General features: G+C 47.1%; 16 protein-coding genes and 3 tRNA genes. 8 read left to right on the plus strand and 11 right to left on the minus strand.

Annotation, left to right across the window (positions count from 1 at the left end; translation table 11 throughout):
• Positions 1-17 precede the first annotated feature (17 nt).
• The 4 genes from MHM95_RS13795 to orn form a co-directional block, all read right to left on the minus strand.
• Positions 18-93: transfer RNA gene (locus tag MHM95_RS13795), tRNA-Gly, on the minus strand.
• Positions 94-161: 68 nt separating this feature from the next.
• Positions 162-237 (minus strand) — tRNA-Gly (locus MHM95_RS13800).
• A 68-nt stretch (positions 238-305) separates the two neighbouring features.
• Positions 306-381 (minus strand) — tRNA-Gly (locus MHM95_RS13805).
• Between the two features lie 131 nt (positions 382-512).
• Positions 513-1,058, minus strand: coding sequence for an oligoribonuclease (gene orn / locus MHM95_RS13810; RefSeq protein WP_022945604.1), 546 nt, complete (start codon positions 1,056-1,058; stop codon positions 513-515).
• Positions 1,059-1,202: 144 nt separating this feature from the next.
• Between orn and rsgA the strand changes: the two genes are divergently transcribed.
• Both rsgA and asd read left to right on the plus strand, forming a co-directional pair.
• Positions 1,203-2,261, plus strand: a complete 1,059-nt coding sequence (gene rsgA / locus MHM95_RS13815; RefSeq protein WP_022945603.1) for a small ribosomal subunit biogenesis GTPase RsgA — start codon at positions 1,203-1,205, stop codon at positions 2,259-2,261.
• Positions 2,262-2,335: 74 nt separating this feature from the next.
• Positions 2,336-3,202 carry an archaetidylserine decarboxylase gene (gene asd / locus MHM95_RS13820; RefSeq protein WP_022945602.1) on the plus strand — a complete coding sequence of 289 codons (867 nt, stop codon included), beginning with the start codon at positions 2,336-2,338 and terminating at the stop codon, positions 3,200-3,202.
• Here asd and MHM95_RS13825 read toward each other — a convergent pair.
• Positions 3,191-3,679, minus strand: coding sequence for a GNAT family N-acetyltransferase (locus tag MHM95_RS13825; protein ID WP_239385580.1), 489 nt, complete (start codon positions 3,677-3,679; stop codon positions 3,191-3,193). The two genes, asd and MHM95_RS13825, sit on opposite strands and share 12 nt — an antisense overlap.
• A gap of 78 nt (positions 3,680-3,757) precedes the next feature.
• On the opposite strand from MHM95_RS13825, the gene MHM95_RS13830 reads away from it, so the two are divergent.
• From MHM95_RS13830 to MHM95_RS13850, 5 genes are all read left to right on the plus strand, one after another.
• Positions 3,758-4,297, plus strand: coding sequence for a glutathione peroxidase (locus MHM95_RS13830; protein ID WP_130147203.1), 540 nt, complete (start codon positions 3,758-3,760; stop codon positions 4,295-4,297).
• Positions 4,298-4,402: 105 nt separating this feature from the next.
• Complete coding sequence (locus tag MHM95_RS13835) at positions 4,403-4,684, plus strand: peptidylprolyl isomerase (protein WP_022945599.1); 282 nt, start codon at positions 4,403-4,405, stop codon at positions 4,682-4,684.
• A gap of 88 nt (positions 4,685-4,772) precedes the next feature.
• Positions 4,773-5,354 carry a glutathione S-transferase family protein gene (locus MHM95_RS13840; protein WP_239385582.1) on the plus strand — a complete coding sequence of 194 codons (582 nt, stop codon included), beginning with the start codon at positions 4,773-4,775 and terminating at the stop codon, positions 5,352-5,354.
• Entirely contained in the window at positions 5,354-5,710 is a 357-nt protein-coding gene (locus MHM95_RS13845; protein WP_239385584.1) for a DUF2750 domain-containing protein, read from the plus strand. Before MHM95_RS13840 ends, MHM95_RS13845 begins: the two co-directional genes overlap by 1 nt.
• 3 nt (positions 5,711-5,713) lie before the next feature.
• Positions 5,714-6,388: a hypothetical protein gene (locus tag MHM95_RS13850; RefSeq protein ID WP_026111199.1), complete on the plus strand. Its 675-nt coding sequence runs from the start codon at positions 5,714-5,716 to the stop codon at positions 6,386-6,388.
• Here the strand turns inward: MHM95_RS13850 and MHM95_RS13855 are convergent.
• Positions 6,385-7,269, minus strand: coding sequence for a hypothetical protein (locus tag MHM95_RS13855; protein WP_045979173.1), 885 nt, complete (start codon positions 7,267-7,269; stop codon positions 6,385-6,387). The two genes, MHM95_RS13850 and MHM95_RS13855, sit on opposite strands and share 4 nt — an antisense overlap.
• Before the next feature lie 126 nt (positions 7,270-7,395).
• On the opposite strand from MHM95_RS13855, the gene MHM95_RS13860 reads away from it, so the two are divergent.
• Positions 7,396-8,295: a phosphoribulokinase gene (locus tag MHM95_RS13860; protein WP_022945594.1), complete on the plus strand. Its 900-nt coding sequence runs from the start codon at positions 7,396-7,398 to the stop codon at positions 8,293-8,295.
• 7 nt (positions 8,296-8,302) lie between these two features.
• On the opposite strand, the gene speD is transcribed toward MHM95_RS13860, so the two are convergent.
• The 5 genes from speD to astA form a co-directional block, all read right to left on the minus strand.
• Entirely contained in the window at positions 8,303-9,109 is an 807-nt protein-coding gene (gene speD, locus MHM95_RS13865) for an adenosylmethionine decarboxylase (RefSeq protein WP_130147193.1), read from the minus strand.
• 96 nt (positions 9,110-9,205) lie between these two features.
• Complete coding sequence (locus MHM95_RS13870) at positions 9,206-9,613, minus strand: OsmC family protein (RefSeq protein WP_239385586.1); 408 nt, start codon at positions 9,611-9,613, stop codon at positions 9,206-9,208.
• Between the two features lie 101 nt (positions 9,614-9,714).
• Entirely contained in the window at positions 9,715-10,065 is a 351-nt protein-coding gene (locus tag MHM95_RS13875; RefSeq protein WP_022945591.1) for a DUF3802 family protein, read from the minus strand.
• 157 nt (positions 10,066-10,222) lie between these two features.
• Complete coding sequence (gene astD / locus MHM95_RS13880; RefSeq protein ID WP_239385587.1) at positions 10,223-11,692, minus strand: succinylglutamate-semialdehyde dehydrogenase; 1,470 nt, start codon at positions 11,690-11,692, stop codon at positions 10,223-10,225.
• 10 nt (positions 11,693-11,702) lie between these two features.
• Positions 11,703-12,719: an arginine N-succinyltransferase gene (gene astA / locus MHM95_RS13885; RefSeq protein ID WP_022945589.1), complete on the minus strand. Its 1,017-nt coding sequence runs from the start codon at positions 12,717-12,719 to the stop codon at positions 11,703-11,705.
• Positions 12,720-12,827: the final 108 nt, after the last annotated feature.

The following is a 12,827-nucleotide window of genomic DNA, read 5'->3' on the forward strand; positions in this document are numbered from 1 at the left end:
GAGTGTGTTCAGTGAATTGGAGCGGCACACGAGGTTCGAACTCGTGACCTCAACCTTGGCAAGGTTGCGCTCTACCAGCTGAGCTAGTGCCGCTTCATAATTTGCTCGGAGTTGCGCAGCTGAGCTTGGGCTGCAAACTGTTAGTAACAACAGTAAAAATTTGGAGCGGCACACGAGGTTCGAACTCGTGACCTCAACCTTGGCAAGGTTGCGCTCTACCAGCTGAGCTAGTGCCGCTTCATTGTTTGCTCTGGATTGTGCAGCTGAGCTTGGGCTGCAAACTGTTAGCAACAACAGTAAAAGTTTGGAGCGGCACACGAGGTTCGAACTCGTGACCTCAACCTTGGCAAGGTTGCGCTCTACCAGCTGAGCTAGTGCCGCTTCATATGTAACAGCGAGACTGCTACATAGTGCTTAAATTAAGCACACCGACTAATGCGGGGTGTTCGTCTTAAGCGGGGCAGGATTTTACAAGAATACCTTGTCTTTGCAAGCCCTTTTTTGCGGTTTTTTTAAATTTTGAACACTTCTGTACGATAAACCTGCAATTCCATAATTGAGTCTTTGATATCGTCTAATGCTAAGTGCGAGCCCTTTTTCTCAACTTTATCTAATACTTCAGGCTGCCAACGTCGGGCCAACTCTTTAATGGTACTGACATCGATGTTGCGGTAATGGAAGAAATTATCGAGCTCAGGCATATAACGCACTAGAAAGCGACGGTCTTGACCAATGGAGTTCCCACATAAAGGCGATGCGCCTGCAGGGACCCACTGCTCTAAAAACGCCAATGTTTCAGCCATGGCTTGATGCTCGCTAACCTCGCTTTGTTGGCAGCGTTTAGTCAATCCCGATTTACCATGTTGGTTAGTACACCACGCGTCCATATTGTTGAGTAATTCGTCGCTTTGGTGAATAGCAATCACTGGGCCCTGGGCGAGGATGTTTAACTCGCTGTCGGTAACAATGGTGGCAATTTCCATAATGCGGTCATGATCGGGATTCAAGCCGGTCATTTCCAAGTCTAACCAGACCAGGTTTGTTTTGCTTACAGCCATAGTCGTGCGCCTTGCTTCTCTTTCGGTTTGCTGCGATTAGTTATATCATATTAGCTTCATACGCAGACCTAAAGCCTTTTTTACACCGTCCTTATTTACTCCAAATAGGACAGTGCCAAGATGGGCATGAACGAAAGAGATTCCGTGGCCAAAAAACAGAAATTGTCGAAAGGGCAAGCGCGACGTATACGCGCTAATCACCAGAAACGCTTACAGCGGGTAAAGTCCGATGCCAGCAAGGCGGCAGAGCTGGAGCTTGATAGCCAGAATTTAGGCGCGGCTGAACCGGCTCTCGTTGTCAGCCGCTTCGGTCAGCATGCCGATGTGGAAACAGCAGATGCTGAAGTATTACGCTGTAATATTCGCCGCACGATATCCAGCTTGGTCTGTGGTGACAAAGTGATGTTCCGCCGCGCAAAAGTCAGTGAAGGCGATATCGCCGGAGTAGTTGAGTTAGTTGAAGAGCGACATTCGCAACTAACCCGCCCTGATTTTTACGATGGTGTCAAAGTAGTGGCTGCCAATGTCGATCAAATTCTGATGGTCTCTGCGGTGGTGCCGGAATTTAGCACACAAATAATCGACCGTTATATCGTCGCGTGTGAGGACATGGGTATTCCCCCTGTGCTGCTTTTGAATAAAGTGGACTTACTCGACGATGAAGACCGTGAGCTATTTGCCGATTACCTCGCTGAGTACGCTCATTTAGGCTATCAGGTGATGATGGTCAGTAGCGAAAGCGGTGAAGGTATGGATACACTAAAGGCAATGCTGGCGGATAACAACAGCATCTTTGTTGGCCAAAGTGGGGTTGGCAAATCAAGCTTAGTCAATGCCTTGTTGCCTGATGCCGATATCCTTACCAAGACCGTATCGAGCAATAGCGGCTTAGGTCAACACACCACAACGGTGTCTCGTTTACATCATCTCCCCAGTGGCGGCAACTTAATCGACTCCCCAGGGATCCGCGAATTTGGCCTATGGCATTTAGAGCCCGAGCGCGTCGCTTGGTGCTTTAAAGAGTTTCGTCAATATTTAGGCGGCTGTAAGTTCCGTGATTGTAAACATCTAGATGATCCTGGCTGTCTACTGCGAGAGGCTGTTGAACAAGGCGATATTGCCGATTTTCGCTTTGAAAACTATCACCGCATAATAGAATCAATGGCCGATGGCCGTGCTGGCGCTCGTAATCCACGAGTGTAGCATCCAAAGGCTGGTAACTGGCCTTTACTCTTTGGTTTCGTTACCATTTAACAAATTACAGTGGAATCTACACAGTGAATTTAGACAAAGTAAAAATCGCTTTTCAATATGCGCTACCAAAACACGGCGTATCACGCTTAGTTGGAAAATTAGCCGCAGCAAAGGCGGGCAAGTTTACCACCTCGCTCATTAAGCTTTTTATCAAGCAATATAAAATTGATATGAGCGAAGCGCAGCACGAGGACCCAAGCCACTACCAAAGCTTTAACGAGTTTTTCACTCGCCCACTCAAAGCCGGTATCCGCCCGCTTTGCGAAGACGACAATATTATCGCTCACCCAGTTGATGGGGCCATTAGCCAACTCGGCGATATTAATGAAGGTCAATTACTGCAAGCCAAAGGCCATCATTATAGTGTGCAGACGTTACTTGGCGGCAACCAAGCCGATGCCGAGCCCTTCTTAGGCGGTAAGTTCGCCACCATTTACCTTGCACCGAAAGATTACCACCGTATTCACATGCCAGTAGACGGTACCTTAAAACGGATGATCTATGTACCTGGCGATTTATTCTCTGTAAATCCATTAACGGCGCAAAACGTGCCCAACTTATTTGCTCGCAACGAGCGCGTAGTGGCCATATTTGATACAGACATTGGCCCGCTAGCGATGGTACTGGTAGGCGCCACCATTGTTGCCAGCATCGAAACTGTGTGGGCTGGGACAGTCACGCCACCAGCAGGTAAAGATGTATTCAGCTGGGATTACCCAAGCGAAGGAAACCGCGCAGTGAAGCTGAAAAAAGGTGAGGAAATGGGGCGCTTCAAGCTTGGCTCCACTGTCATTCTAGCGTGGGGAGCTAATCAGGCTGACTTTCTTGACGATCAAGTTCCCGAGGCCACCACGCGCATGGGCACAGCGTTTGCAAAACTACGTGACTAGCGACTTACCAAGGATGGTCAAGCTGTATAATTGACCATCCATTCTCGCCACATCTGGCAGTTGCCCCCACACCGAAAATCCCGCCGAGGTAAAAAGCCCGATACTGGGTTTATTATGACTAAATATAAAAGCTAAGAGGTTCTCAATTGCCAGTGTATGGGCATGAGCTTCAACGAAGTTAAGCGCTTTTCGCCCCAATCCCTGTCTTCTTACCGATTCACATAAATAAATGGCAACCTCTACGGTGCCGTCGTAAGCGGGGCGGCCATAAAAAGATTTGAAACTCAACCAACCCACAACTCGCTCATCTTGTTTGTAAACGAAAATGGGCCGCTCAGGCGTATGACCTAGAAACCACGAGCGACGCTCTTCAACAGTGACCGGCTCAGTGTCTGCGGTCACCATGCGACTGGCGATAGTCTGGTTGTAAATATCTACGATACGAGGCAAATCACTTAATTCAGCGGTTTCAAACATAAATAATGGTTGCTAAAAATGATCATTTACATTGATAGTATCGTACTCTGCGAGACAAACAATGAAAAGGCGACGGTCATGATCCGATTCACTCTCAGCACCCTAAGCGCTGCGTTATTACTGCTTAGCTCTACAGTCGAAGCCAGCGAATGTGGCGATTTCACCGATGTTGAAGTGCGTAAGCTACGCTCAGAGCAAAGTATTAATCTTTGCCAATTTAAAGATAAGCCTTTGCTTATTGTTAATACGGCCAGCAACTGTGGTTTTACACCGCAGTTCAAAGAGCTTGAGCAGCTGCATCAAAAGTACAAAGATCAAGGCTTGGTGGTGCTAGGGTTTCCATCTGACGATTTTTTCCAAGAGGAAGATGACGAAAAAGACACTGCTGAAGTGTGCTACATCAATTATGGTGTGACCTTCACTATGCTCGCGCCGACACCGGTGAGGGGCGACGATGCTCATCCGGTATTTCAATTTTTGAACGAGCAAACCAGCTCTCCAAATTGGAATTTTTACAAGTACTTAGTGTCAAAGGATAGACAACAGGTGCAGCGCTTTAACAGCCGCACAAAACCAATGTCAGAAACGCTTACCCAAGCTGTTGAGCAAGCGCTATAATGACAAATCATTATGTTTGTCTAAACTTAATGGCAGTAAAAAAGGTCCGGCTCACCCACAGCGAAGGGCCTAACAGAATCATGATATTAACAAATGGAGTAACTTATGGCTTTGGCAAGTGCGCGTCATATATTGGTGGATAACGAGGCCCTGTGCCTAGATTTAAAAGATAAGATTGAACAGGGAGAGGATTTCGCAGAACTGGCAAAACAACACTCCATGTGTCCGAGCTCACAAGACGGCGGAGCGCTTGGAGAGTTTGGCCCAGGCATGATGGTACCAGAGTTTGATAAAGTGGTGTTTTCAGCCCCATTAAACCAAGTACAAGGTCCAGTACAAACGCAGTTTGGTTATCATTTACTCGAAGTGACTAGCCGCAGCGATTAAGCTCGCCAAATTTCTATTGCATTGCTTGTAAAGCCTGCTATTTTGGAGCTCAGTTATTGAGATTGTTGCTCACAAGGCAGGTTTTACAATGCAATTGTATGGCTCTGATACCTCCCCCTACGTACGCCGCCTGCGTATTTGGTGCGCCCAGCACACACTTGATGTTCCTTACCAACATATAGATATTTTCTCCCCCGCAGGGCGAAAACTACTATTACAACACACGCCGGTAGCGAAAATTCCAGTACTGGTCGACGGGCAGCAGAGTATATATGACTCCACTGTAATTTTTGAATACTTAAGCCAAGCCCATCAGCTCAAACCATTGCATTGGGATGAGCGTAACCAACTAACAACTATCAACGCGGCTAATGATTCCGGTGTTGAGCTGCTTTTATGCCAGCGTTCAGGGTTTGACACCACACAAGATACGTTATTTTTTAACCTCCAAAATCAGCGCATTAGCCAATGTTTAGGGGTGTTAGAAGAATTACTTAGCAGTGGTAAAATAAAGCATGCTTATGTACTAACCAGCCTATTTTGCCTGTTAGATTGGTTGGCGTTTCGTCAACTCACCGATTTCAGCGTTTATTCGCAATTACATGCGTTTTGGCAACAGTACAGCCGTGAACAACTGGCCCCACAAACCGATCCAAGAAAGGCCGAATAATGAATAATAGCAACGATATAGAAATAGAATCGCAACTTGATAGCTTTTGTGAGCAGGTCCGTGAGCAGCAAACATTATGGTTATTGAGCGCCCCAGACGGCGGTGTAGCCAGTGTGACCTCGGCATACGATGATAACAAAGATGTGCTGCTACTGTGGCACAGCGAAACACTGGCACAGCAACAATGCGCAAATGAGTGGCGAGACTACGCAGCCATTGATATATCGCTTAGTGAGTATTTTGATGAATTAGCTCCCGCTTTGCATGATGATGGCGTGTGGGTAGGTGTTAATTGGGCAGAAGGTGCTTGCAGTGAGTTAAGTGCCCAATCATTAGTGAATGCACTGACCGACTAAGCTGTGAAAACCCATCTAGGACGGCGGCCATTTTCTGCTATGGAATTACACACCCTGTTTTCAGGGTATGTGTACGGCGACGAAAAACAACCACGCGAGCAAGCCAAGCATTGGCATTTCTGGCTGCCTCTGCTGGCCTATTATACCGGCGGCTTTAGTGATGAACTTGGCAGCCTCACTTTGGAAGATGTGCATTTAGGCACTGGCACCGCTTACTTGCATGTGCATACTCATGGCAAAATCAAAGCACGTAAGATCCCCATCCATCCACACTTATTCTCCTGTGGATTACATGAATATGTGCAATGGTTGACAGATCATGGACATCAGCGCTTACTGTTTGACTTACCTGCAAAATCTGGTCGTTACAGTGAAAAGGCACGAATTTGGTTTTCCGGCGAGGGAGAGCGCGCTGGCTACCTACAAAAATGTGCTCTGCCCACCGTGGATCAGCACGGCCACAAAACCGCTTTGAGTAGTTTACGTCTAAACTTCGAGCAGCAGGTCCGTATTAGTGCCATGCAGTTAGGCAGTAAAGCTGGGTTTTGTTATCTGCTCGGCCTCAAGGAATACCCACAACGAGAGTTCGCCGACATGCGCTTATTGCAAAAGATAGTCCGAGGGGTGCGCGTTGTGAATGCCCACACCCACTGGCAACGCTTTTGCAATCGCCATTAGCTCTCTTTAGCTTTGGCATTACATACCCATGCCAAGGTCTTCTCTGTAGCTAGGTAGCTCACGCGTGTAATGGTACCTTGGCAATGGGCGCTTAAGTCGTGCCATAGCTGCGCTGGCTGAGCATTACCCAACTGTTTCTTATATAATCGATTTTGATTTGCATAAATCACCGTCTGCGCGTCAAACCAAGTGTAATCTTGGACACCTTGTGGCAGGCGAAAGGCTTTGCTCGATACATCATCATCAACTGCATAGGTGGCGAACCAACTCTGCCCTTGTTCCTCAAAGGTGTAAGTGTAAACCCGCAGTGCCGAGTTATAGCTCAGTGTGCGACCGGGGTTATCAACGATGTGTTTGCCCTTTTTGGGGTCTTTAAGAGGCAGATAATGAATGCTATGTGGCTCGCCTAAGGCAAAAACCATCACGCCTTGCGGCCCCCAAGCGTGATAACCTATGGTCATGCCGTTGTCAAAAATTCGCTGCGGCGCCGTGCCATCTAACGGAAAACGCCATAACTTTTGTGCCGCATTCGGTTCGACTACCACGGCAGAGATTGCATCGCCATCAAGCATCATCGTTGGTGAATACTCACTACTGTTTTTGCTTTGTGTAACGTTCACTCGGTTGTTGGTAGCGAAGTCGTAAAAGAAGATATCTGTTTGTGATTGCTGTGCTTGAGTCACCGCTTGGGTGTAATACACCCCCTTGGCGGTAAGCCAAGGTTGATTGCTGTACCCTGCTTTATCACTGATGGCGGAAACATCGATACCTTGCGAATGCTCCCGCAAAAGCAATACTTGGCTATCTAACGCCCAAGCTGGCGCCGAGGCAGTGACGATAAGAGCGGCACTACCAAGCAGTAGATTTTTGAATTTACGCATAATTTTTTATTGTTATTGGCAATCTCCCTATACTAACGTGAATTCACCGTCTCGCAAGTAACTAGGCTTGATTTCACTGCACTGCACCTTTATAAAGGGTATTCTAATTAACAAACGGTTAATCTTATGTCGGCGAAACACCCTATTGTGGCAATTACTGGCTCTTCAGGCGCAGGCACAACCACAACAACCAATGCAATCAAGCACATTTTCCGTGCACTAGACATAAATGCCGCGTTTATTGAGGGTGATAGCTTTCATCGCTATACCCGCCCAGAAATGGACAAGAAGATTCGTGAAGCGGAGCAACAAGGACGCCATATTAGCTACTTTGGTCGTGAGGCCAATGACTTTGAGGCGCTAGAGTCGCTGTTTGCCAATTACGGCGAGACCGGTAATGGTAAGGTCCGTCGCTACCTTCACACCTTTGACGAAGCCGTTCCCTATAATCAGTTACCAGGCACATTCACCCCTTGGCAAGAACTTGAGCAAGGCACAGATCTGATGTTCTACGAAGGCTTGCACGGTGGGGTTGCTGATGAAGACTACGACGTTGCCAAGCATGTGGATTTACTCATTGGCATGGTGCCAATCATTAACTTAGAGTGGATCCAAAAGCTGATCCGAGACACATCAGAGCGCGGTCATTCTCGCGAAGCGGTTATGGGGTCGATTATTCGCAGCATGGATGATTACATTAACCACATCACCCCGCAGTTTTCCCGCACCCATATCAATTTTCAGCGAGTACCAACGGTAGATACCTCTAACCCCTTTAGCGCCAAAGATATTCCATCTTTAGATGAGAGTTTTGTGGTGATCCGTTTTCGCGGCATAGACGATGTCGACTTTCCTTATTTTCTGCAAATGATTGAAGGAAGCTTTATGTCACGCATGAACACGCTGGTCGTTCCTGGTGGCAAAATGGGCTTGGCCATGGAGTTGCTTTTAACGCCTCTGATCAAGGACCTGCTAGTGAAAAAGCGGGCCCTTGAACATTTAGCGCCGGTGGATTTGCCTATCTGAGTGATCGCTACGCGTCAGGCAGGTTACGACCGTAAAAGATTTCTTGAATCTCACGGTTGAGACGCGTGCGGATCTCTTCAATCTCTTGTTGCTCTAACTCATCGGTGGTAACGCCGAATAAATAGGTATTCAGGTCTGTCTCTTTAAGCATCATTTTGGTGTGAAACAAGTTTTCTTGATACACATTCACATCCATCATCTGATAGAGCTCTTTGGTATCCTCTGTCATGTAATTTTGGATAGAATTAATGGCATGGTCGATATAATGCTTCACACCATTAACGTCGCGAGTAAAGCCACGGACGCGATAGTCTATGGTCACAACGTCGGATTCTAACGAATGGATCAAGAAGTTGAGCGCTTTTAATGGCGAGATCACGCCACAGGTCGATACTTCAATATCGGCCCTAAAAGTGCAAATCCCATCATGAGGATGAGCTTCCGGATAAGTGTGTACACATATATGGCTTTTATCCAAGTGCGCCACGACTGAGTCCGGTAACGGGCCCGGTGTTTCCTCGCTATCAAAGCTTTGTTCATGCACTGGCTCTTCAGAAACCAAGATAGTCACACTCGCGCCCTGTGGGTCATAATCCTGACGAGCCACGTTAAGAATATTGGCGCCGATTATGTCTACGACTTCACCTAAAATATCAGTGAGGCGGTCAGCACTGTATTGCTCGTCAATGTACTCAATGTACTCTTTACGCTGCTGCTCTGTTTTGGCATAGCAGATATCGTATATGCTGAAGCTTAAACTTTTGGTTAAGTTATTGAAACCATGAAGTTTAATTTTATCGAAGGGTTTGTTCACTATAAACCAACCTTAAAACCTAGTCGCTAAAAGCCGCATCGGGGCCATAAAAGAGCGCGGATTTTAGCCCAATTTGGCCCCTTGAAAAAGCACTTTTTAAGCGATTTCTTGTACTTCAAAACTATGCGTGATTTGCACTGATTTTTCCAGCATCAATGCCACCGAGCAATACTTTTCCGCAGACAGTGAAACAGCGCGCTCAACATGCTTCTCACTGACCTCTTTGCCACTTACAACAAAATGCAGGTTAATCTTAGTGAACACTTTTGGGGCTGATGGCGCGCGCTCGGCACTGAGCTGAACTTGTACGTCACTCACTTGCTGTCGAGCTTTCTTTAGAATGCTCACCACATCAACCGAAGAGCAAGCTCCAGCTGACATAAGAACCATTTCCATCGGTGAAGGGGCATGGCTATCACTGCCAGTATCGAATACTACATTGTGGCCAGAGTCAGATGTGCCGATGAAGGTATCACCCTCTACCCATTTTACTTTCGCTTGCATGTAAACCTCTTATTGGTAATAAGTTTACAGCGATTGTAAATGAGGCTACCGGCAATGCAAAGTTTAAACGATGCTTGCCCTTGGTATGCAAAAGCGACGGCTTAGGCCGATACGCGAGCGACGGCGTTATCAAATAAATTTTTAATCAACCCGGCAAACTCGTCAATAAACTCGCGCTGCTCTTTGGTTACAGGTTGATTAGTGACACTACTGAGAACTTCTTGAAGGTCGTACACAATGCCGTCGACTTCACGTACGATTTGACTGCGCTGCTCGGTATCGAGCTCGGTGTGCTGCTGACAGATGAGCATTACATGCTCGGCGATCACATCTTCTATAAGCTCCATGACCGTCGGCGCATCAGGAGCGACCTCACCGGACTTCTCAAACAACGAGAGGTTTTGCGTGAGGTACATGATGAGATCATCATAGCCTTGTCTGTCGAGAACCATTAAACACCATTAACTTCTTATAAATCTTTCTAGATTTAAGCAGAAACTTAGCCGAAAAGCTAGGACTTACGATGCTTTTATAGCCACTTTGAAGTGCTTGCTTTGCACTAAAAAAAGCAGCCGAAGCTGCTTTTTTATGACCCAAATAAAGTCGCTATTAGTCGAGGCTCAGCCCTGGGCTCAACTTTTCAGGAAGCGTTACTTTCTCAAGTTCCACAGAAGCAACTGGGTAGGCGCAGTAATCTGCTGCGTAGTAAGCACTTGCACGGTGATTGCCTGAGGCACCAATGCCACCGAAAGGTGCTGCGCTCGATGCGCCCGTAATTGGACGGTTCCAGTTAACAATACCGGCACGGATGCGACGCAAGAAGTATTCATAGTCTTGCTCACTGTCGCTTAACAGGCCTGCAGATAAGCCATAGGCTGTATCATTGGCTTTGTTAATGGCGTCATCAAACTCCGTGTAACGGAATACTTTCAAAAGTGGTCCGAAATGCTCGTCATCAGGGAAATCACTAACATTGCTACATTCCAAGATTCCAGGAGTCACAAAGCCCGTGCCCGCTGTATGTTTAAGCTCGACTAACACTTCTGCACCGAGCTCAACCAGTTGTTGCTGCGCCGCAACCAGGCCCTTTGCCGCTGCCTCAGAAATCATGGATCCCATGAACGGCTGTTCTGGTGCGTCATAGACGCCCACTTTAATGTTCTTAGTCGCCGTAATTAACTGAGCAAGAATCGCATCGCCTTGCTCACCCGCAGGCAAGAATAACTTACGGGCACACGTACAACGCTGTCCAGCAGAGATATAGGCTGATTGCAAAATATCATGTACTGCTGCTTTTTCATCGCTTACATCCTTAACAATGAGAGGGTTATTACCACCCATTTCCAACGCTAAGATTTTACCTGGCTGACCTGCGAACTGCTCATGTAACACGTGACCTGTGCGCGATGAACCGGTGAAGAATAGACCGTCGATACCTGGGTGAGAAGCTAAGGCTTTACCCGTTTCAACTTCACCCTGAACGAGGTTAATCACCCCTTGTGGTAATCCAGCTTGCTGCCATAACTTTAAGGTGAATTCCGCCACTGCTGGGGTCAGCTCTGACGGTTTAAAGATCACCGTGTTACCCGCTAACAGCGCTGGGATGATATGCCCATTTGGTAGGTGACCCGGGAAGTTATATGGACCGAATACAGCAACCACGCCATGTGCACGGTGGCGAATAACAGCCTTACCTACTGGCATTGGGTTTTCTACTGTGCCAGTGCGCTCATGATAAGCACGCTCTGAGATGCCTGCTTTGCCAATCATCGCGGCTGCTTCTGTGCGCGTTTCCCATAATGGTTTTCCGGTTTCTTGAGCAATAATCAGTGCCAGCTCTTCGCTGTTTTCTTTAAGTTGCTCAACGAAGGCTTTAACCACCTCTAAGCGCTGCTCTACGGTTTTATCTGTCCAAGGAATAAACGCTTCTCGCGCTGCCTTTACCGCTGCATCAACTTGCTGAGGTGTGGCACTGTTTGCTTGCCAAATCACGTTGTTGTTCGCTGGGTTAATGGAATTGAAGGCCTGGCCTTCACCTGCTGTCCATTGACCATTAATGAATTGAGCTAAATGAGACATTGCTTGCTCCTTATAATGCTGCCACGCTAACGCGCTCGCCTGCTTTAACCTTTAAAGCATCCGCCGTTGCTTGGCTTAGTGTGATATGTTGTTCGCCGTCGTTGTATTCGCATTCAATAACCACAGCACGATAGTCTTGCAGGCCTTGGTTCGCTACTAATACCGCTTGCTCACCTGGGTTATCTGCAATAACCACTTCACGTAACGAGCTGTTTGCAATAGTACGAATGTTATCAACTTTCGCTTCAACCGTCGGTCCGGCATCGAAAATATCGACATAACCATTAAAAGTGAAACCTTCACTTTTTAACAACTCAATGGCAGGGCGAGTATTGCTGTGCACTTCCCCTACCACCTGTTGTGCTTCTTTACTCAACAAGTTGACGTAAATCGGGTATTTTGGCATCAACTCAGCGATGAATACTTTCTGGCCAATGCCGGTGAGGTAATCAGCCGTCGGAAAATCCATTGAGAAAAAGTGCTCTTCCAACCACTGCCAAAATGGGCTATCGCCATTTTCATCAGACACGCCGCGCATTTCTGCAATAACGGTATCGGCAAAACGCTGTCGGTGCTGATTAATAAACAGCATACGTGACTTCGATAATAGTTTGCCGTTGTATTTTTGTCGGTATTTTTCCTTCAAGAACAGCGTACACAGCTCTGTTGCACCGGTATAGTCATTACATAAAGTAAGAATATCAACGGCTTTATACACTCCCAAAGTGCGTGAAGAATGAATCACTTTGCTGAGATGGTAGTGGTAAAATGCATCATCTAGGCCCACTGCAGCTTCAATGCCACAGGTTCCCGCAATTTCACCGGTTTCACTGTCTTCCAATACGAATAAATAGCCCTCGTCTCCAGCCTTTTCAGTCGGCTTCGCGAATGACTGTACGGAGCGTGCGATTTTATTCTGCAGCAACTCTTCATTTAACGGCAAGGATGTAAAACCATGGCCCGACTCTTCGGCCATGATCAATAAATCCTGATAATCATCTTGTTGGATTGGGCGAAGAATCATCATCGACTCGCTTACTCCCTAAAGGTTAAATACCAAAGGAGCCCGTAACCTCACCGAGAAGGCAAGGTGGAACTCCAGCAATTTACTTACTACAGGATGGGGCTTTGCAGC

The organism is Pseudoalteromonas sp. CnMc7-15, from assembly GCF_022347925.1.
Classification (GTDB): domain Bacteria; phylum Pseudomonadota; class Gammaproteobacteria; order Enterobacterales; family Alteromonadaceae; genus Pseudoalteromonas; species Pseudoalteromonas ruthenica.